General features: G+C 64.3%; 19 protein-coding genes. 6 read left to right on the forward strand and 13 right to left on the reverse strand.

The annotated features are described in order from the left end of the window. Nucleotides 1–135: 135 nt before the first annotated feature. Entirely contained in the window at nucleotides 136–882 is a 747-nt protein-coding gene (locus FIU94_RS00430; RefSeq protein ID WP_152463891.1) for a YebC/PmpR family DNA-binding transcriptional regulator, read from the reverse strand. Nucleotides 883–1,034: 152 nt separating this feature from the next. Here FIU94_RS00430 and FIU94_RS00435 point away from each other — a divergent pair, with 152 nt between their 5' ends. Continuing rightward, on the forward strand, nucleotides 1,035–2,807 hold the full coding sequence (locus FIU94_RS00435) for an SLC13 family permease (protein ID WP_152463892.1): 1,773 nt from the start codon (nucleotides 1,035–1,037) through the stop codon (nucleotides 2,805–2,807). A gap of 129 nt (nucleotides 2,808–2,936) precedes the next feature. On the opposite strand, the gene FIU94_RS00440 is transcribed toward FIU94_RS00435, so the two are convergent. After that, nucleotides 2,937–4,337: a hypothetical protein gene (locus FIU94_RS00440; RefSeq protein ID WP_152463893.1), complete on the reverse strand. Its 1,401-nt coding sequence runs from the start codon at nucleotides 4,335–4,337 to the stop codon at nucleotides 2,937–2,939. A 331-nt stretch (nucleotides 4,338–4,668) separates the two neighbouring features. Here FIU94_RS00440 and FIU94_RS00445 point away from each other — a divergent pair, with 331 nt between their 5' ends. After that, the gene (locus FIU94_RS00445; RefSeq protein WP_254702577.1) at nucleotides 4,669–5,703 is read left to right on the forward strand and encodes an aminoglycoside phosphotransferase family protein; all 1,035 of its coding nucleotides are present in this window, start codon (nucleotides 4,669–4,671) and stop codon (nucleotides 5,701–5,703) included. Here FIU94_RS00445 and FIU94_RS00450 read toward each other — a convergent pair. From FIU94_RS00450 to mgtE, 5 genes are all read right to left on the reverse strand, one after another. Continuing rightward, nucleotides 5,700–7,472, reverse strand: a complete 1,773-nt coding sequence (locus FIU94_RS00450) for an SLC13 family permease (protein ID WP_152466895.1) — start codon at nucleotides 7,470–7,472, stop codon at nucleotides 5,700–5,702. The genes FIU94_RS00445 and FIU94_RS00450 overlap by 4 nt on opposite strands. A 118-nt stretch (nucleotides 7,473–7,590) precedes the next feature. Beyond that, the gene (locus tag FIU94_RS00455; RefSeq protein WP_152463894.1) at nucleotides 7,591–8,403 is read right to left on the reverse strand and encodes a TIGR00282 family metallophosphoesterase; all 813 of its coding nucleotides are present in this window, start codon (nucleotides 8,401–8,403) and stop codon (nucleotides 7,591–7,593) included. A 114-nt stretch (nucleotides 8,404–8,517) separates the two neighbouring features. Next, the gene (locus FIU94_RS00460; protein WP_152463895.1) at nucleotides 8,518–9,708 is read right to left on the reverse strand and encodes a hypothetical protein; all 1,191 of its coding nucleotides are present in this window, start codon (nucleotides 9,706–9,708) and stop codon (nucleotides 8,518–8,520) included. Between the two features lie 134 nt (nucleotides 9,709–9,842). Continuing rightward, complete coding sequence (locus FIU94_RS00465; RefSeq protein WP_152463896.1) at nucleotides 9,843–10,406, reverse strand: 5-formyltetrahydrofolate cyclo-ligase; 564 nt, start codon at nucleotides 10,404–10,406, stop codon at nucleotides 9,843–9,845. Continuing rightward, complete coding sequence (mgtE, locus tag FIU94_RS00470; protein ID WP_152463897.1) at nucleotides 10,403–11,809, reverse strand: magnesium transporter; 1,407 nt, start codon at nucleotides 11,807–11,809, stop codon at nucleotides 10,403–10,405. Before mgtE ends, FIU94_RS00465 begins: the two co-directional genes overlap by 4 nt. Before the next feature lie 100 nt (nucleotides 11,810–11,909). Here mgtE and guaD point away from each other — a divergent pair, with 100 nt between their 5' ends. Beyond that, nucleotides 11,910–13,214, forward strand: coding sequence for a guanine deaminase (guaD, locus tag FIU94_RS00475; RefSeq protein WP_152463898.1), 1,305 nt, complete (start codon nucleotides 11,910–11,912; stop codon nucleotides 13,212–13,214). Between the two features lie 120 nt (nucleotides 13,215–13,334). On the opposite strand, the gene FIU94_RS00480 is transcribed toward guaD, so the two are convergent. From FIU94_RS00480 to FIU94_RS00495, 4 genes are all read right to left on the reverse strand, one after another. Then, nucleotides 13,335–14,675, reverse strand: a complete 1,341-nt coding sequence (locus FIU94_RS00480) for an 8-oxoguanine deaminase (protein WP_152463899.1) — start codon at nucleotides 14,673–14,675, stop codon at nucleotides 13,335–13,337. Between the two features lie 116 nt (nucleotides 14,676–14,791). After that, entirely contained in the window at nucleotides 14,792–15,592 is an 801-nt protein-coding gene (locus FIU94_RS00485) for an inositol monophosphatase family protein (protein ID WP_254702578.1), read from the reverse strand. A 67-nt stretch (nucleotides 15,593–15,659) separates the two neighbouring features. After that, nucleotides 15,660–16,034, reverse strand: coding sequence for a helix-turn-helix domain-containing protein (locus FIU94_RS00490; RefSeq protein ID WP_152463901.1), 375 nt, complete (start codon nucleotides 16,032–16,034; stop codon nucleotides 15,660–15,662). Between the two features lie 272 nt (nucleotides 16,035–16,306). Next, on the reverse strand, nucleotides 16,307–17,185 hold the full coding sequence (locus tag FIU94_RS00495) for a LysR family transcriptional regulator (protein WP_152463903.1): 879 nt from the start codon (nucleotides 17,183–17,185) through the stop codon (nucleotides 16,307–16,309). Nucleotides 17,186–17,308: 123 nt separating this feature from the next. Here FIU94_RS00495 and FIU94_RS00500 point away from each other — a divergent pair, with 123 nt between their 5' ends. The 3 genes from FIU94_RS00500 to FIU94_RS00510 all read left to right on the forward strand — a co-directional run bounded on the left by FIU94_RS00500 (nucleotide 17,309) and on the right by FIU94_RS00510 (nucleotide 18,829). Further along, nucleotides 17,309–17,536 (forward strand): DUF1127 domain-containing protein, encoded by a 228-nt coding sequence (locus FIU94_RS00500; protein ID WP_152463905.1) that lies wholly within the window; start codon nucleotides 17,309–17,311, stop codon nucleotides 17,534–17,536. A gap of 139 nt (nucleotides 17,537–17,675) precedes the next feature. Then, on the forward strand, nucleotides 17,676–18,452 hold the full coding sequence (locus FIU94_RS00505; RefSeq protein ID WP_152463907.1) for a Bax inhibitor-1/YccA family protein: 777 nt from the start codon (nucleotides 17,676–17,678) through the stop codon (nucleotides 18,450–18,452). 68 nt (nucleotides 18,453–18,520) lie between these two features. Beyond that, on the forward strand, nucleotides 18,521–18,829 hold the full coding sequence (locus tag FIU94_RS00510) for a DUF1272 domain-containing protein (protein WP_216643254.1): 309 nt from the start codon (nucleotides 18,521–18,523) through the stop codon (nucleotides 18,827–18,829). 21 nt (nucleotides 18,830–18,850) lie between these two features. Here FIU94_RS00510 and FIU94_RS20810 read toward each other — a convergent pair whose 3' ends face one another. Both FIU94_RS20810 and FIU94_RS00515 read right to left on the reverse strand, forming a co-directional pair. Continuing rightward, nucleotides 18,851–18,997 carry a hypothetical protein gene (locus FIU94_RS20810; RefSeq protein ID WP_172975819.1) on the reverse strand — a complete coding sequence of 49 codons (147 nt, stop codon included), beginning with the start codon at nucleotides 18,995–18,997 and terminating at the stop codon, nucleotides 18,851–18,853. Between the two features lie 82 nt (nucleotides 18,998–19,079). Then, nucleotides 19,080–20,159: a Hint domain-containing protein gene (locus FIU94_RS00515; protein WP_254702579.1), complete on the reverse strand. Its 1,080-nt coding sequence runs from the start codon at nucleotides 20,157–20,159 to the stop codon at nucleotides 19,080–19,082. Nucleotides 20,160–20,229 lie beyond the last annotated feature (70 nt).

Raw genomic sequence — 20,229 nt, forward strand, 5'->3', positions numbered from 1 at the left:
GGCCACACATGCCTGCACGGCCCGTCTAGAATCATGTGCCGCAGCTAGAGCCATTGCATCGGTCGGGCGCTGGACGGCGCGGGTCGGGCAGCCCCGCACATGCGGTGGCTGCCACGAAGTGGTCCCGAAGGGGTTTCAGCCGTTCAGGGCTTCCATGACCTCGTCGGATGCCTCGAAATTCGTGGTGACACGCTGCACGTCGTCGTCGTCCTCCAGCGCGTCCACCAGCTTCATCAGCTTTTCCATGTTCTCAAGGTCCATTTCGGTGGTCGTGGTGGGCCGCCAGACCAGCTTGGTCGATTCGGACTCGCCCAGTTCCGCCTCCAGCGCCGTCGAGACCTCGTTGAGGTCGGTGTCCGCGCACCAGATCGTGTGACCTTCCTCGGAACTTTCGACGTCTTCCGCCCCGGCCTCGATCGCGGCCATCATGACGGTGTCGGCATCCCCGACCGAGGCGGGATAGCTTACCGCGCCCTTGCGGTCGAACATGAAACCGACCGATCCGGTCTCGCCCAGGTTGCCGCCGTTCTTGGTGAAGGTGGACCGCACGTTCGACGCGGTGCGGTTGCGGTTGTCGGTCATCGCCTCGACGATCACGGCCACGCCGTTGGGGCCATAGCCCTCATAGCGGATTTCCTCGTAATCCTCGCCATCCTGTACCGTGGATTTCTTGATCGCGCGGTCGATCACATCCTTCGGGACGGAAACCGCCTTGGCCTCCTTGACCGCCAGACGCAGGCGCGGATTCTTGTCCGGGTCGGGGTCGCCCATCTTGGCCGCGACCGTGATTTCCTTGGACATCTTGGAAAACACCTTCGCGCGAACGGAATCCTGCCTGTTCTTGCGGTGCTGAATGTTTGCCCATTTGGAATGGCCTGCCATGAAAACCTCATGTTCGATGAAAGCTGATATCGCGCCTCTATAAATCAGGCCTCTTGCCCAAACAAGCCACAGCACCCCTCGCCAAGGCTTTGTCGGTCCGGGCGCGGACAAGTCCACTTCCCCGTCTGCCGCATCCAAGCTACACCGGTGCCATGACGACAGATCAGATCATCCTCTTCACCCTCTTCGCGGCTGTGTTCGGCCTGCTGCTCTGGGGCCGGTTCCGCTATGACCTCGTGGCTTTCGCCGCCCTCATGGCGGGGGTGGTCCTGGGCGTCGTGCCCAGCGAAAGCGCCTTTGCCGGGTTCGGGCACCCGGCGACGCTGGTGGTGGCGCTGGTGCTGGTGGTCTCGGCCGGTCTGGTGCGGTCGGGCGCGGTGTTCCTGATCACCCGCACGCTGGTCGATGCCTCGCGGTCGCTGGGCGCGCATATCACCCTGATGGGGGCGGTCGGCGGGGTGCTGTCCGCCTTCATGAACAATGTCGCGGCCCTTGCCCTGCTGATGCCAGTGGACATCCAGACCGCGCGCAAGGCGGGGCGGAAGCCGGGGCTGAGCCTGATGCCGCTGAGCTTTGCCACGATCCTGGGCGGCATGGCCACGCTGATCGGCACACCGCCCAACATCATTATCGCCAGCATCCGGCAGGAATCGCTGGGCGCGCCTTTCCGCATGTTCGACTTTGCCCCGGTGGGCGGGCTGGCCGCCATCGCCGGGCTGGCCTTCGTCGCCCTGATCGGCTGGCGCCTGATCCCGGCGCGCGACGACGCGACGTTGGACCCGGAGGATATTTCGCAATACATCGCCGAACTGACCGTGCCGGAAGAGAGCAAGCAGATCGGCAAGCGGCTGTCCGAACTGTTCGAGACGGCAGAGAAATCGGACGTCGCCATTCTGGGCCTGATCCGCGACGGCAAGCGCCGCTATGGCCAGTCGCGCAACGTGACCCTGCAGGCGGGCGATGCGCTGGTGCTGGAGGCGACGCCGGATGCGCTGGACGAATTCCGCACCACGCTGGACCTGGCCCTGGCGGACGAAAGCCGCGAAGAACGCCTGAAGGCCGGTGGCGAAGGGGTCGAGATCATCGAGGTCGTGGTGCCTGAAAACACCCGTCTGACCGGCCGCACCGCGCAGGCCGTGGGCCTGGCCTGGCGGCAACGGACGATCCTGCTGGGCATCTCGCGCAAGGGCCGCAAGATCACCTCGTCGTTGCGCACCACGGAAATCCAGCCGGGCGACATCCTGCTGTTGCTGGTGCCGCGCGAAACGGCGGCCCATGTCACCGACTGGCTGGGCGTGCTGCCGCTGGCGGATCGGGGGCTGACCGTCACCGACAACGCCAAGGTCTGGCTGGCCATCGGGCTGTTCGGCGCCGCCGTCGCCGCGGCCAGCGTCGGGCTAATCTACCTGCCCATCGCGCTGGGGATCGTTGTGGTGGCCTATGTGCTGACCCGTATCGTGCCGCTATCGGAACTCTACACCCATATCGAATGGCCGGTCGTGGTGCTGCTGGGGTCGATGATCCCCCTGGGGGCGGCGCTGGAGTCGTCCGGCGGGACCGAGCTGATCGCGGGGGCGCTTGTCGGCCTCACAGACGGACTGGCGCCCTGGATGGTGCTGACGGTGCTGATGGTTGTCACCATGTCGCTGTCGGATGTGTTGAACAACACCGCCACCACCATCGTTGCAGCCCCCGTGGGCATCCAGATGGCCCAGTCGATGAATGTCTCGCCCGACCCCTTTCTGATGGCGGTTGCGGTGGCGGCGTCCTCGGCGTTTCTCACCCCCATCGGGCACAAGAACAATACGCTGATCCTGGGTCCCGGCGGCTATTCCTTCGGGGACTACTGGCGCATGGGCCTGCCGCTGGAGATCATCGTGGTCGCCGTGTCGATCCCCGCGATCCTGTTCTTCTGGCCGCTCTGATCGACGGCCCCCTGCCCCCGGTCCCTGCTGGTGGGTTCCGGTCCTGGCCGTTTACACGGGCAGCCTCGGGCGCATGCAAAAAGGGCGCGCGGTCTCCCGCGCGCCCCTGTTCGTTCCGGATGACCGGGATCAGACCTCCATCAGGTCCTCTTCTTCCTCGGCCTCTTCCAGCTCTTCGTCTTCGTCCAGCTCGACCGTCATCAGGCCCATCACGTCTTCCAGCGTGATCTCGCTGTCCGCGGCGGCATCCGCCGGATCGAAGGCCGGATCGTCGCTTGCGCTGACGCCCAGGACTTCGCCATCGCCGGTCTCGGAGTCGACCACAAGGCGCATGCCCGCGAAGTCGATATCGTCAATCGTGACGGCGCCATCGTCGGACCACAGGGTAAAGTTGGTCTGAGTGACCACTCCCTCCGAGCTGTCCGCGACCTGGCCGAACTGCAGACCCACATCGTAGGGCTGGTCCACGCCTGCGCCGCTGGGCAGTGTGGTCACGCTGTCCGCCTCGGCCTGAACGTCGGTCAGCTCGTAGCCTGGCGCGTTCTCGTCCGGGAAGAAGTTCAGCGAGTCGAGTTCGCTGTCGTCGGTCAGGTTGAAGAACAGGCCGTCGATATCGGTCGGCGCGCCATCAAAGCTCGTCTGGCTGATGCTGACGAACAGCTGGCCCTGCAGGTCCTGCGTGACCGAGATGTCGATCTCGCCTTCATCGCCCATCGTGTAGTGATAAGTGACCTTGCCGTCATCAGGCTCTTCTGTCGGTGTCTCCGGTTCTTCCGAACCCTTGGTCCCGCAGGAGCCCTTGCCGGTGCCATCGGAACCCTTGCCGGTCCCATCGGAGCCCTTGCCGGTGCCGTCGGAACCCCAGGACCACCATTTACCGGAGCCATCGGAGCCCTTGCCAGTCCCGTCCGAGCCCTTGCCGGTACCGTCCGAGCCCTTGCCGGTGCCATCCGATCCCTTGCCGGTGCCGTCCGATCCCCAGGACCACCACTTGCCGGTGCCATCAGACCCCTTGCCGGTGCCGTCAGACCCCTTGCCGGTGCCGTCAGACCCCTTGCCGGTGCCGTCATGGCCATCGAACCAACGGTCGAACTTGTCCGCGAAATGCGACTTGGAGAAATGGTCAGACAGGTGATTGTCGTACCACTTGGAGAACTTCGAGCCTTCGATGCCGCCGTTGTGATAGGAGTTGCCGCCACATGCATCGCCGCCCGACCCCTTGCCGGTGCCGTCGGAGCCCTTGCCCGACCCTTTGGCTGTTCCGTCCGAACCCTTGCCCGAACCCTTGCCGGTCGCGTCAGAACCCTTGCCGGTGCCGTCAGAGCCTTTGCCGGTGCCATCGGAACCGCGATCCCACCACTTGTGCGACCCGTCCGAGCCCTTGCCAGTACCGTCAGACCCCTTGCCCGTCCCGTCGGAGCCGTGGCCCCAGGTCTTGCTGAAGTACTTGTGATGGTTGCTGTGGCTGTTCCATGTGCTCTTCACATGGCTCTTTCCCCAAGAGCCGAAGCTCGAAAATCTGAATGTCATATCCGCATCCCCAAATTTTTAACAAACAACGCTCTAGGGCGGGCCAAAGGATATCGGCACGCTGGTTTTCTCCTGAACGTCAGGCGATGAAAATATGTATCCCGGTGGTTCCTTTCGGGACAAACATTTTGACGATTTACGCCTTATTTATATGAATTTACCGGCCATTCCGGAAACAGTTCCGAGAACTATTTGACGATTGTTCGATCACATCGGCCAATGGAATTTGCAGCCCGGCGAATCAATCCGCCTTCCGCCGCGCACACGCCCTATTTTGGCCAAGATGCTCGGGTAGCCGCAGAAGCTGACCCATATCCGACAGGAACCCGCCATGACCGACACTGCCGGCAAGACCGCGCGCGACTACATCGTCGAGACAGCCGAAGCTTTCTTTGACCGCCCGGTCGAGGACGTGACCGCGCCCGGCGGCGAAAGCCGGGCCAGCTTTCGGTTGCGCATCGGCGGGCGCAGTCTGATCGCGACCCTGCGGCCCAATTTCCGCCGCACCCACCTGGAAGCACATGTCCTGCGCGAACTGGGCGAACATTGCGACGACCTGCCGGTCTGCCTTGGCGTCTCGGGCGAGGTCATGTTCCAGTCCGACGTGGGGTCGCGGCGGCTGAACACGCTGATTGCGACCCTTGACGCCCCCCGCCAGCTCGACCTCGCGGCCGAGGCGGTTGCGGCGCTGTTCCGCATCCACGCAGCGGCGCGCAAGACCAAGCTGCACGAGATCATGCCCCACCTCGGCGCCACGGAATCCTGGGTCGAGACCTTCATCGGCGGCATCGACCAGTTGCAAGAGTTGACGGGTGGCATTTCGGATGCTTTCGACCGCAACGCCGCCTGCGCCGCGGTCGCGATCACCGGGTATCAGTTCGTCAAATGGGATTGCCGGTCGGGCAACGCGGCGATTGACGACGACGACCGGCTGCGCTGGTTCGACTTCGAATATGCGGGGATGCGCCACGGGGCGGAGGATTTTGCCTGGCTCATCGGGGACGAGGCCTGGCCGATCGCGCCCGACCGCATGGTGGACGTCCTGATAGATGCCTTCGATCCGTCATGCGGCATCCCGTTGGACGACTACATGCACTACCTTGCCATCTACATGACGTTCCACGCCACCCAGCGTATGAACCTGGTGGCCCGCGAGGCCAAGAAACGCGGCTGGGCGAGCAAGCATCACATCCGCAAGTATGACGACGCGGGCCGCAACCCCGCATTCGCGGTGCATATCGCCGAGGTCGGCGCGTATTTCTCGGATCAGACGACGCTGACCGCGCCCCTGACCCGCAACTTCCTGGCGGCGCGTGACGGTTTTGCGGGCATCCTGGCCGAGCGGCTGGAGAAGCGCAGCGCCTAGAACAGGAACGGGATCGCCAGGCTCGCCACGACGGACATCAGCAGGTTCAGCGGCGCGCCGATGCGCAGGAAGTCGGTAAAGCGGTAGCCGCCCGGCCCGTAGACCAGCGTGTTCGTCTGGTATCCGATGGGCGTCGCAAAGGCGCAGGAGGCCGCGATCATCACCGCCACCACCAGCGGGCGCGGGTCCAGTCCCAGCGCGGTGGCCAGTGAAATCGCGATGGGCGTCATGATCACGGCAACCGCGTTGTTGGACACCACTTCGGTCAGCACCGTGGTCAGCAGAAAGACCGCAAAGATCACCGCACCCGGCGGCAGTTGCCCCAGCGCAGGCGCGATGCCGTCCACCAGCAGCGCGATGGCACCCGAATTCTGCAGCCCCGCCCCCACCGCGAGCATGGCAAAGATCAGCGCCAGCAGCCGACCGTCGACAAAGGAAAACGCCTCTTCCGCGTCGATGCAGCCGGTGACGAGCACAAGCGCCACCGCGATCACCGCCAGCAGAAGGATCGGTGCCACGTTGAGGGCGGCCAGAACCACGATCCCCACCAGCGCGCCGATGGCGATGGGCGCGTGACCCCGCCGGAATGCGCGGGCCGAAGGGGTGCTCACGTCCACCATGTCCATGTCCACCGCAAGGCGCTGAATGTCCTCGGGCGCGCCCTCCAGCAGCAGGGTATCGCCGACCTTGACGATCAGGTCGTCCAGCTGCCGACCGATGTTCTGGTTCCGCCGGTGCACCGCCAGCGGATAGACACCGTAGCGCCGACGCAGACGCATCGACCCCAACGAGCGCCCCACCAGCCGGCAGCCCGGCGTGATCAGCACCTCCACCGTTCGCGTCTCGACCGCCGAAAGCTGGTCCACGCGCTTCAGTTCCTTGTTCTTTTGCAGGCTCAAAAGCTCGGTCATCTCGGTACGCAGCACCACGCGGTCGCCCACCTGAAGCTCCACGCCCTGCAACGCGCGGCGCAGCGACTGGTCGCCCCGGATCACGTCGATCAGTCGCACGCCTTCGCGTTTGAACAGGTTCACATCCAGAACCTCACGCCCGATCAGGTTGCTTTCGGGCGGGATCACCGCCTCGGTAAAGAACTTCATCTTGGACCGGTCGCTGAGCATCGTGGCCATGCTGTCCCGGTCGGGCAGCAGCTTGCGGCCCAGCAATCCCATGTACAGCAGGCCGGTGACGCAGACCACGAGGCCGATGGGCAGGATTTCGAAGATACCGAAGGGTTCAAGACCCTGAGACCGCGCCACGCCGTCCACCAGCAGGTTGGTCGAGGTGCCGATCAGCGTCAGGGACCCGCCCATGATCGCCGCATAGCTGAGCGGGATCAGCAGCTTGGACGCCTTGGCACCCAGCGTCTTGCTCAGCTGCACGACGACCGGGATCATCACCACCACCACCGGCGTATTGTTCATGATCGCCGATGCGCCCATGACCGACAGGATCACCCCGATGACCGCGGTCTTGGGGTGACTGCGGGCATAGCGTTCCGCGGTCTGCGTCAGCACATCCAGCGCCCCGGTGCGCACCAGCGCGCCCATCACGATGAACATCGCCGCGATGGTCCAGGGGGCGGAGTTCGACAGCACCGCCTGCGCCTCCTCATAGGGCAGTACCCCGATGGCCAGCAATGTTGCGGCCCCGGCGATGGCGACGACTTCGGTCGGGAAGGATTCGCGCAGGAACAGCACGAACATAATCACCACCACGGCCAGCGTCAGAACGGCGCTTTCAGTGGGTGAAAAGCTGAGGAATTGCAGCAAGGTGCTTCAACCTTATCTTGGATCAGCGGACACTCTTATCCATCCGGTAACGGCCTGCAAGCAAAGGTGCGCCGAAGGCTGTGAATGGATGCGGAAACGGCACAGATGGCCAGTGTCAGGGCACGCTTTCCTGCAACGTGCCGCCGGTACGGACCGGCACAATGCGCGTGGCGCGCCCGGTGCGGTCGTCGGTCTCGATGTATACTCCCGACAGGGTCGCCTCGTCGTTGGCCGGGGTGAACCGTTCCTTCGGCATGCCAGTGATAAAGCGGCGCAGCGGTTCGGTCTTTTCCATGCCGATGACGGAATGGTAATCCCCGCACATGCCCGCATCGGTCAGATAGCCCGTGCCGCCCGGCAGGATCATCGCATCCGCTGTCGGCACATGGGTATGGGTGCCCACCACCAGCGACGCGCGTCCGTCGCACCAGTGACCTATCGCCATCTTCTCCGACGTCGCCTCGCAATGGAAATCCACGATGACCGCCTGTGCGAGCCCGCCCAGCGGATGGGTTTTCAGCACTGGCTCCAGCGCCGAAAAGGGGTCATCGAAGGGACGCTTCATGAACACCTGACCAAGGGCCTGTGTCACCAGCACCTTCTTGCCATTTTGCGCCGTGAACAGCCGCGCGCCCCGGCCCGGCGCGGACTTGGAAAAATTCAGCGGCCGGACGATGCGCTGCTCCTGCTCGACAAAGCTGAGCATGTCCTTCTGGTCAAAGGCATGGTCGCCCAGCGTCAGGCAGTCTGCGCCCGCGTCCAGCAGTGTTTTGGCGTGCGCCCCGGACAGGCCCATGCCACCGGTGGCGTTTTCACCGTTCACCACGACAAAGTCGAGCTTCCAATCGGTCCGCAGACGGGCGAGGTTTTCGGTGATGGCGCGCCGCCCTGCGCGGCCCATCACGTCGCCGAGAAAGAGTATTTTCATAGCCCTCGGGTTAGGTCCCTCCCCGGCGAAGGGCAAGCGCAAACTGAAGGCCGTGCCCGCCAGCATCCCCGCGACCCGCATTCCAATCATGCCGCCGCAGCCAGGGGGGACGAGCTAGACCTCGACCGCCTGCCCGAAAACCGCGATGGCAAAGCCCAGAACCGCCAGGGCCATGAACCCCGCCGCCCGTGCCTTCTGTCCGCGTCGCCATGCAACCAGCGCCGCGATGCCCGATTGCAGCGCGTAATAGACCGCAAAGGCGCGGGACGCGTAACTGATGATCTGAAACACGTCCGCGACCCAGGTCAGCACCAGCCCCGTGAGGGTCAGGATCAGATACCCAAGTCGCGGGCGGATGCGCTGTCCGGACAGCTCGGCCATCAACCCGCCCGATCCGCTGGTATCCGCGACCGCCGCGCTGAACTGTGCCGCCAGTGCCGCAGCGACCAGCAGCAGCGGCAGAAGCGGCGTGATCACCCCCATCATGTGGACAATCGCCGTCTCGCTGAACTGCAATTCGTCGCGCCGGAACACGTAGCTGACCAGAACGATGTAAAGAATGTAGATCGCCGCCGACAGCCATTGTGCCCATTTCATCGACCGTACCCGCGTGTCGGTGTCATAGCTGGCGCCAAGATAGCGCGAGGTTTCGAACCCCTGCACCGTCACGATCAATCCGAAACCCAGTGTCACCGCCGCCCAGCCTGAAATCTGCGCCACGGGAAAGACCAAAGCACCCTGACCCGACCTTTCGAAGAAGAAGGTCCCCAACCCCACCAGCAGCCCGGCAATGATCGCCAGCTTGATGGTGACGGACAGGTATTCCATCGCCTCAAGCGATCTGAAGCCCCTTGTCCACCCCACGGCGGCAATGACCAGGTAGATTGCCGTGGTCACAATCCGCGCAAACAACGCATCATCGTAGGGCGACAGGCTGACCGCGAAAGCGCCAAAGAGATTGAGGTAGTAAGCGACCGACACGACATAGGCAAAGCAGAGTGCCCAGGACGACACCGTTTCGACCGCGTCGGGCCAGGGCGTCACTCCGGCTTCGATCGCGCGCATGTTGTACCGGATGGCAGCCCCCAGCAGGTAGCTGCCGAGACACAAGGCCACCATGACAGCGGGCGCATAGGCACCGTATTCGTTGTTCAGGATCGGCCCCAGCACCAGAAATCCGCTGCCGATGATCGACGCCAGCGGTGTCGTCATGGCCCGCCAGGTGCTGGATGCACGCAAGCGCGGCCACCACAGCGCGGCGGCGAAAACCCCCACCACCGCAACGATCACGAAATCCAGAAGCATTCCATCCCATCCTTGCCAGACGCCCCGTCAGCACGGTTCAGAACTCACGCTGCGGGCCACACCGGCTTCGACGCCGTTGGAGGGCAAGAGGGCAGATTGTCATCCTCCGGTGTGGTCACGGCGCAGAGACGCTCTCAGGTCGAAATATCAATCACCCCGGCCTCTGACACGATCAGATCCAGTGGCTGGTCGGTCGGCTCCAGCGGCAGATCATCGACCTCCTGCCCCGCAAAGGCAAAGCCGATGGCCAGCGTCGGACGTTTGCCGCGCAGCATTTCAAGCGTGCGGTCATAGAACCCACCGCCATACCCCAGCCGCCCGCCCGCGCGGTTGAAGGCCAAGAGCGGCACGATCAGGATCTCGGGTTCGAAGAAGGACGGCACCGCCGGGATCATCGCGCCGAAAGCACCCGGTACCATCTCTTCTCCCGGTTGCCAACTGGCGAATTTCAGCGGTTGCGCGGGTCCCTCGATCACCGGAACGCCGACCGGGCCGTGGGCCGCGGCCTCCGCCATCGCGGGGGTCGGGTCGATCTCTGTCCGGATCGGCATGAAGCCCGACAACGGCACCCCGCGATAGCCTGCCAGCACTTCGCTGAGATAGCCTGCCTGCGCGGCGGTCGCGCTGTCGTAAAGCGGCTTGCGCCGGGCAAAGGCCGCCTTGCGCGCCGCCGCCTTGATCGCGGCCAGATCCGTCACAGCAACACCGCCGCCGCCAGCCCGAGAAAGGCAAAGAAGCCCACCACATCTGTCACCGTGGTCACGAACGCGCCCGAAGCCAGCGCAGGGTCAATGCCCACCTTCTCCAGCAGGATGGGAATGCCGGTGCCCGCCAGACCGGCGATGACCATGTTGATCACCATCGCCGCAGCGATCACGTAGCCCAGCGCGGGCGATCCGAACCACACCAGTCCGACGACCCCCATGACCACGGCAAAGAAGGCGCCGTTGATCAGCCCCACCGCGCATTCGCGGCGGATCACCCGCCAGACGTTCGACCCGGTCAGATCCTTGGTGGCGATGGCGCGCACCGCCACGGTCAGGCTTTGCGTGCCCGCGTTGCCGCCCATGGAGGCGACGATGGGCATCAGCACGGCCAAGGCGACCACCTGCGTGATCGCTGCCTCGAAGAAGGAGATGACGATGGACGCGGCGATGGCCGTGACCAGATTGACCGCAAGCCAGGGCAGCCGCCGCCGGGTCGTCGCGCGCACCGAATCCGACAGGGTGGATTCGCCGTCCACACCGGCCAGGCGCAGGATGTCCTCTTCGTGTTCCTCGTCCAGCACCGCCATGGCGTCGTCGATGGTGATCACCCCGATCAGCCGCCCCTCGTCATCGACCACCGGGGCGGAAATCAGGTGGTACTGGTTGAACGCATAGGCCACATCGCCTTCGTCGCGCATCGCAGGGATCACCTGAAAAGTGTCTTCCAGCAGATCGGCCAGGGGCGTGGTTCGCTTCGACCGCATCAGCTTGCCCAGCGTGATGTTGCCCACCGGGTGCAGACGCGGATCCACCATGATGATGTGATAGAACTGGTCCGGCAGATCTTCCTCGGGGGTATTGCGCAGATGATCAATGGCTTCGCCAACGGTCCAGTGCTCGGGCGCCATCACGACCTCGCGCTGCATCAGGCGGCCCGCGGAATATTCCGGATAGCTCAGCGACTGCTGGACCGCCGCACGCTCGGTGTCTTCCAGCGCCCCCAAGATCGCCTCCTGCTGGGCATCCTCCAGGTCCTCGATCAGATCGACCACATCGTCGCTGTCCAGGTCCCGCACCGCCTGGGTCAGAACCTGCGGCGTCAGGACCGCGATCACGTCCTCGCGGATGCTCTCGTCCAGCTCCGACAGGATGTCGCCGTCGAATTCCATCCCGTAAAGCCGGATCAACCGGCTGCGGTCAAAGGCGTTCACCTGCTCCAGAAGGTCGGCGATATCGGCCGGGTGCAGCGGCTCCATCAGTTCGACCAGCTTCTCGCGGTCGTCAATGTCCACGGCATAAAGAACGGCGGCGACCGTCTTCGGCTCCAGCGCGTAATCCGTGCGCTCCGCCTCGTCTTCGGGGGCGTCTTCGTGCAACTCGACCTGATCAGACATACCGGTGACTCCCCTTGCCTCGGGGGACCATATGCAAGCCGCACGGGGGACACAATCCTTGGACATTGTGCCGGGGCCGCGACCTGCCTAATGTGCCGCCATGACCGACGACACCCTCCTGCTGGGTCCGACCCTGCGCTTTGACGGCGACCCCTTTCACCTGCCCTGGGCCGAGGCCGTCAGCATCGACACAGACGGGGCCGTGCTGCTGCGTGACGGCCATATCGCCGACGTGGGCCGGGCGGCGGCACTGACGGTCGCGCACCCCCGGGCACGGCAGCTGCGCTACGACGCGGATCGGCTGATCTGCCCCGGTTTCGTCGACGCCCATATGCATTACCCCCAGACCGCCATCATCGCCTCCTGGGGCAAACGGCTGATCGACTGGCTGAACGACTATACCTTCCCCGAGGAAATGCGCCTGGCCGACCCCACCTATGCCAGGGAAATTGCCGCGCGCTATCTCGACCTGACGCTGGCACAGGGAACCACCACCGTGGCCAGCTACTGCACGATCCACCCCCACAGCGTCGACGCGCTGTTCGGCGCGGCAGCCGATCGCGGGCTTCGGATCGTCGCGGGCAAGACCTGCATGGACCGCAATGCGCCCGAAGGGCTGCGCGACACGGCGCAATCGGCCTATGACGACAGCAAGGCGCTGATCACACGCTGGCACGGACGGGGGCGTGCAACCTACGCCATCACCCCGCGTTTCTCGCCCACCTCCACGCCAGATCAGCTGGCCGCGCTCGGCGCGCTCTGGACCGAACACCCCGATTGCCTGATGCAAACCCACCTCAGCGAACAGACGGACGAAATCGACTGGGTGCGCGACCTCTACCCGCAGGCGCGCGACTACCTCGATACCTACGAAACCCACGGGCTGCTGGGGGAACGCGCCGTCTATGGTCACGCCATCCACCTGACCCCGCGCGAGATCGACCGCCTGGCGGAAACCGGGGCGGCGCTTGTGCATTGCCCCACGTCGAACACCTTCATCGGGTCCGGGCTCTTTGACCTGCGAGGGCTCGCCGGACGCGGCATACCCGCAGGCCTCGCCACCGATACCGGCGGCGGCTCCTCCTTTTCGATGCTGCGCACCATGGCCGCCGCCTACGAGATCGGACAGCTGCGCGGCACCCCCCTGCACGCGGCGCAACTGATCTGGCTGGCCACCGCCGGGTCGGCGCGCAGCCTGCACCTGCAGGACCGGATCGGCAGCATCAACCCGGGACAGGAGGCAGACCTTACAATTCTCGACCTTGCCTCCACCCCCGCCATCGCCCAGCGCAGCGCCAATGCCAGCGACATATGGGAAACCCTCTTCGCCACGATCATGATGGGCGACGACCGTGCCATCGCAGAGGTCTGGATCGCGGGCCGACAGATCCCCGCGCCCCCATAGGCTTCATTGTTCCCAAAATACACCAACACGACATCACCAAACGCGGCGCCCTCACGGCCGCCGGGGCTCAGGCCGGCAAAAGGCGCCCGGAACAGCGTGCGGCGCAGCCGCTCTGCCGGATCACGCCTGGTCCTGCAAAGACCGCGCCAGGGTGTTCTGGCGTGCGATGGCCGCGCCCAGATCGAAGCGGGTGATCTGCCCCTCCCGCACCACGGCCCGCCCCTCGACGATCAGGTCGCGCACTGTCGTGGGCCCCGCCAGCAGCAGCGCCGCGGGGTCCCAGCTGCCCGCGGTCTCGATTCCGCGCACGTCCCAGATCGCCACATCCGCGCGTTTCCCCACCGCCAGCCGCTCGCATTCCGGGCGGCCCAGCACATCGGCCCCGCCGCGCGTCGCAATCTCCAGTGCGGCGCGCGCAGACATGGCATCGGCACCCGACATGACCCGCTGCAGCAACATGCACTGCCGCGCCTCGGCCACCAGGTTGCCTGCATCGTTGCTGGCCGATCCGTCCACCCCCAGCCCGACAGACACCCCCGCATCGCGCATGGCCCGGACAGGCGCCACCCCCGACCCCAACCGGCAGTTGGAACAGGGACAATGCGCGACACCGGTGCCGGTCTCGGCGAACACCGCGATCTCGGCGGCGTCGAGCTTGACGCAGTGGGCGTGCCAGACATCCGGCCCGACCCATCCGAGATCCTGGGCATATTGCCCCGGCCGGCAGCCGAACATCTCCAGCGAATAGGCTACATCCTCGTCGTTCTCGGCCAGATGCGTGTGCAACATCACACCCTTGTCCCGCGCCAGAAGCGCGCTCTGGCGCATCAGGTCCAGGCTGACCGAGAACGGCGAACAGGGCGCGATGCCGACGCGGCACATGGATCCGGGTGACGGGTCGTGAAAAGCGTCCACCACCCGGATGCAATCCTCCAGGATCGCGGCCTCATCCTCCACCAGCGCATCGGGCGGCAGGCCGCCCGCGCTCTCCCCGATGCTCATGGCGCCGCGGGTGGGCTGGAACCGAAGACCGACCTCCCGAGCGGCGGCAATCGTATCGTCCAGCCGGGACCCGTTGGGATAGAGGTAAAGGTGATCGGAACTCAGCGTGCAGCCCGACAGCGCCAGTTCCGCCAGCCCGATCTGCGCAGAGGTAAAGACATGCTCGGGCGTGAACCGCGCCCAGATCGGATAGAGGGTCCTCAGCCAGCCGAAGAGCAGCGCGTCCTGCGCCCCCGGCACCGCGCGGGTCAGCGTCTGGTAGAGGTGGTGATGCGTGTTCACCAGCCCGGGGGTCACCACGCAGCCGGTCGCGTCGATAACCTCGCCGTCGCTGCGCAGGCCACGCCCGATCTCGACGATTTCACCGTCCCGAAGGCGCAGGTCCGCATCACGCAGCTCGCGCCGGTGATCGTCCATGGTCAGCAGGTGTCCGGCATTGCGGATCAGAATTTCGGACAAGTTGGCAGATCTCTCATGCCCGCCTCATGGATCACCGGACTGCCGATGGAAAGCGGGCGCGAGAACCGGCAGGAGACCAGATAACAGGCTGATCCCCGCCGGGTCAACGGCGATGCTCAATAGCGTCGCAGAATCTCCAGCGCCTGCGCATGAATCTCGGGGTTCGCCGCAGCCAGGGCCCTGCCGCCGCCATGTGCCGGTCCCCCCTGCCAGTCGGTGACGACACCGCCCGCCGCCTGCACCACGGCGATGGGGGCCTGAATGTCATAGGGGGCCAGCCCGGCCTCGATCACCAGATCCACCTGCCCCGCCGCCAAAAGCGCATAGGCGTAACAATCCATGCCATAGCGGGTCAGCCGGGCGCGGGACGCCACGGCATGAAACCCTGCGCGGTCGCCATCCACGCCGACTTCGGGGAAGGTGGTAAAGACCACAGCCTCCGACAGGTCACGGGGGGCCCTTGTGACCAGCGCGCGCGGCCCGAACGGGCCGCTCATGCCCGCACCGTCGGGGGCGCCCTCGAACCGCTCCGCGATATAGGGCTGGTCGATGATGCCATAGAAGGGTCCCTGCGCGTCGCTCACCGCGATCAGCACGCCCCAGGTCGGCGTTCCGCTGATGAAGCCACGGGTCCCGTCGATCGGGTCCAGCACCCAGGTCAGACCGGATCGCCCGGCCTGCGCGCCGAACTCCTCGCCCAGTACGGCATCATCGGGCCGTTCGCGGCGCAGGATATCGCGCATGGCATGTTCCGCCGCCTTGTCCGCGATGGTCACAGGGTCGAACCCGGCGGAAAGCTTGTTTTCGGCCAGCAGGGCGCTGCCCCGGAAATGCGGGAGGATCGCCTCGCGTGCCGCATCCGCAAGCAGATGCGCAACGCGCCGGATATCCATATCGAAGGGCATAGCGGTCGTCATGCGGCCTGAGTGCCAGCTTGCGGCCAGACGCGCAAGACGTCGTCGGCGGTGACGCCCGACAGGCGCGTCAGGCCACGTCGCTCAGCACACGGGCCAGTTCGAACAGGCGTCGGCGCTGGTTTTGCGGAATCGCATAGTAGGAGCGGATGAGGTCCATCGCTTCCTTGTCGCTCAGAAGGTCGACGGGCACGGCGCTGTTTTGATTTTCGCCGGTGTTGTCCGCCTCTTCCACACCATCAAAGAAATAGGAAACCTGGACATCGAGCGCGTCGGCGATATCCCACAACCGAGACGCGCTGACGCGGTTCGCACCGGTTTCGTATTTTTGAATTTGCTGAAACTTGATACCCACCAGCTCGGCCAGTTTCTGTTGGGTCATTCCCGTCAACCAGCGACGCTGACGAATTCTTTTACCGACGTGCACGTCTACTTTATGTGCCATCTCGCCTTTTCCTTACTTTTAACTTGCCAGCCTGCGTCTTTCGACGCCGGGCGGATCACACTAATGAAACCAACACTACCTCACCCGTGAAGCACACCTTACGCAATCTTGCTTTCCGTGGAAAGGATTTCCGCCCTTGTACCGAATACAGCTTTAACATAACGAAAACGAGCGAATTTGCCTCACATCCCGGTTACAAACCGCACCAAACGCCACGTTCCGCGAGAAATACACTTTATCCGGCAGTAACTTGCGACGCATTCCCCACCAGGTTACGCGCCGGAAGAGGCCCGAGGCGCCTGCCCCAAGGCAAAGGCTGCCCGCAGCAGCGCGGCAAGTTGCTCTTGCGCCTCAGACCTTTTCTGATTCGCCCCATACAGGTTGATCTGCTGCCGGGGCAGAATCGGCAATGCGCCGCCATGGTCGATCTGCTGCAGATACGGCGGCTGGTTGCCGTCGATCATGGCATGGATCGCCAGATCCGCGCTGACCGCCGCCTCTACCGCCCTGTCGCTTTCGGTGTCCACGGCCATCTGCCAGTCAATCTGGGCATCGTCCAGCGCCCCCACGACACGCGGACGGAATGTGCAGTACCGGCAGAACGCCAGTTGCAGCGGCCGTTGCCGCCAGGCCGCACCGCCGGGTGCGCCGACCCACTCCAGGCTTTTTGTCACAAGGGTTTCGCCCCCCGGATCGACATCGGTCTCGGTGGTCAGGATCAGGTCGCAATCGCCCTTGGCGAACTGGTCTTTCAAGGTCCTGGTATGGGACGCCTCCAGGTGGACGCGCACGCGCGGGAATTCGGCGTGAAACTTCTTCAGCACCTGAGGCACTGCGGGATAGACGATGTCGTGCGGCACCCCCAGCGTGATCTCGCCCTCCTGGGCGTGATCGGTCAGCCGCTCGATGACCTCGTCGTTCAGAGCCACCATGCGGCGGGCATAGACCAACAGCTGTTCGCCTGAGGCGGTCAGCGCGATGGTGCGCCCCGTCCGGTCGAGCAATTCAAGACCCAGCATGTCCTCCAACCGCTTGAGCTGCATGGAGACCGCCGACTGCGTGAGGTGCAGAAACCCCGCAGCCCGCGTCACCCCGCCGCTGTCGGCGACGGTCATGAAGGATCGAAGGGTCGTGATATCGAGATTTCTCATACATCACCAGATCTGATGTCAGGGGCAACAAAGAATTGTTTTCGTTATACGTCGCGACCCCCTAAATATCAAGCATCCTAATGCGAACCGCCAACACATCACGAAATTCGAAGGAGACATCCCATGCCCCAAGCCATTGGCACCGCCGCCCACTGCGCCCCCCGCAGATCGAGGCGCCGCTCATTCCTTGCCCGTCTCTCAGGGTTTGCCGCCCTGGCGCGCAGCCGCCGCGCGCTCGCCCGGCTGGACGCCGAGGCACTTCGCGACATCGGCCTCAGCCGCGCGGAGGCGCAGCGCGAAGCCCGCCGGGCGCCCTGGGACGTTCCGTCGCATTGGACCGATGCGCGCTAAAAACAACGCATGCCTGCATAAATTGGCGCAAGTGACGGTGTGATTGCTACTTGAAAAGCGCGGCGGCAATCCCGATATTCTCCGGGATACCGTCCGCATCCCGCGTGGTAAGACACACTAGCCAATTGGAGGTCCATTCATGGCCGACGTGAATACAATCCGGACACAGACCGGAACCCGCGCCGCCGCAATCGACGAGGGGCTGCGCGCCCATATGAACAAGGTCTACGGCACGATGTCCGTGGGCATGCTGATCACCTTTGCCGCCGCCTGGGCGATTTCCGGTCTGGCAGTCACCTCCGATCCTTCCGGTGCGTCCGCGCAGATCGGCGCGGACCGGTATCTGACCGACATCGGCTATGCGCTGTATGCCTCGCCGCTGAAATGGCTGGTGATGTTCGCGCCGCTGATCTTCGTCTTCGGCTTCGGCGCTGCGATCAACAAGATGTCGGCAGCCACCGCGCAGACCGTGTTCTATATCTTTGCCGCGGTGATGGGCATTTCCATCAGCTCGATCTTCCTGGTCTTCACCGGCTATTCCATCGCGCAGGTCTTCCTGATCACGGCCATCGCCTTTGCCGGGCTGTCGCTCTGGGGCTACACCACCAAGAAGGACATCTCGGGCTGGGGCAGCTTCCTGATCATGGGCGTCATCGGCCTGATCGTCGCGTCGATCGTGAACATTTTCCTGGGCTCGCCCGCGCTGATGTTCGCAATCTCGGCGATCGGTGTGCTGATCTTTGCCGGTCTCACCGCCTATGACACCCAGTCGATCAAGAACGAGTACCTGGCGCACGCGCAGCACGGCGACAGCGAATGGCTGGGCAAAGCGGCAATCATGGGTGCCCTGCGGCTGTATCTGGACTTCATCAACATGTTCATGATGCTGCTGCAACTCTTCGGCAATCGCGAATAAGCATTGCATTCATGACGCGACATGGGCCAATCCTGCAAGGGATTGGCCCTTTTTCGTTGGAGCGACCCTTGCTTGAAATCAGACCCAACTGCGAGATGTGCGACCGCGATCTGCCCCCCGAATCCACAGAGGCGCGCATTTGCAGTTATGAATGCACCTTCTGTGCGGACTGCGTCGAGACCGTGCTGCACAATGTCTGCCCGAACTGCGCGGGGGGTTTTGCGGCACGTCCGATCCGGCCACGACAGGCCCGGCGACCGGGCGTCAGCCTGGCCCACCAACCGGCGGGCACGCAGCGGCGCAGCCTGAAATATGGGCGTGATGACATCGCCGCCCATGTCGCCACGACGCGGGACATTCCGCCCGAAGACAGGTAGGGACAGGCCCCCGGGGCGCCTTCAGAAAGGCTCGGTGCCGACGCCGGTAAAGCCGATGCTGTGAGAATAGGCCCCCCCGAATACCGGCGCGGGCGGCGGGCCACCGATTTCTCCGGTACAGGCAGAGATCAGACCTGCAAGGGTCAAGGCAGCGATCGTCTTGGACATGTGATGTTCCTTGGCAGCTTGGGACGAAATAACTATTGCTGCTCGACCGATCCGGCGCAAGCCCGACCGGTCCGACGCTGTCTCAGCAGTGTGGCGGCGAAGGATGGTCAATGGCCGGATCCGCGACAGCGGTCAGCGGCCTGCTGTTCTTGCGGTGGCGATGAGCCAGCTTGCGCGCCAGCCGACCGGCAACCAGTCTGCGGCAGGCCATCGGCGGCATGTTCGGGGTCAGAATCGTTGCCAGCTCCGTCCGGTCCGCCTTTGTCAGGGCGCGCATCGTCCCCTCACCGGTGTAGAGACTTTCACAGGGCGCGCCATTCGCGAAAAGGATCTCGTGCCGGTCCAGCAGGATGTGAAAATAGGTCACACCGCCCGCCCCCATGTCCGGGCCGACGCGGGGCAAGGCGGCAAGATGCCGGGTCGGAACGAGGACTTCGTCCTCTCCGAACATGCGCGCGGCAATCTTTGACCGGACAAGAACACGGTGCTGGGGCGAAAGCAGCAGATCTGCAACGGGGTGTCCCGGTCCCAGTGCCCCCGCGCCGATCCGGATGGGCCTGACATTCGGGTTGGCGGCCAGCACAGCCTCTGACAACCGGCGTGCGGCAATCCACCGGATCGGTTGCAAGCCGTGATCCAGGGTGTTGACCTTGTCGCCAACCCGCAACCGTTCCACCGGTTTCTGAACGCCCCTGGTGGTTTCGATCAGCGTTCCGGCGGCAAAGCAGACCACCTCGACGCTGTTGTTCGTGGTCGAGACAATACCGGCGTCGTGGCCGGCTACGTCCTGAATGGCACCGGTGGTGATCGCCTGGACATTGATATCACCATAGCTGTCATTCGGAACGATGAAATGCCGGACATCGCCACCGTTCGAAACGGTCAGAAAGACGACGCTCAGGTTGCTTTCATGGCCCGCACCGAATGTAGCGGTCGATCCGTCGCCCATAAGGAACCCGCCGTCGCTGGCAGGCTCCTGGATCTGATCGATCGTATAGGCGACCCCGCCGATCGTGACGACATCGCCTGCATCGAATTCACCATCGTCGAGCGCGGCGGAGCTCATGTTATCCACGACACCCAGAAGATTGCCGTTGGTCAGCGAATAGGTCGTGTGTGACGCAATGTCGGTCACTTCCAGAAGATCGTGAATTATCGCCATGTCGCCCCCTTTCGCGCAGGAACGAAGGCATAGGGCAGGTGTCTTGCGATGCGGTTAAGGGAGCAGGACG

Origin of the sequence: Sulfitobacter sp. THAF37, assembly GCF_009363555.1 — a bacterium.
Classification (GTDB): Bacteria; Pseudomonadota; Alphaproteobacteria; order Rhodobacterales; family Rhodobacteraceae; genus Sulfitobacter.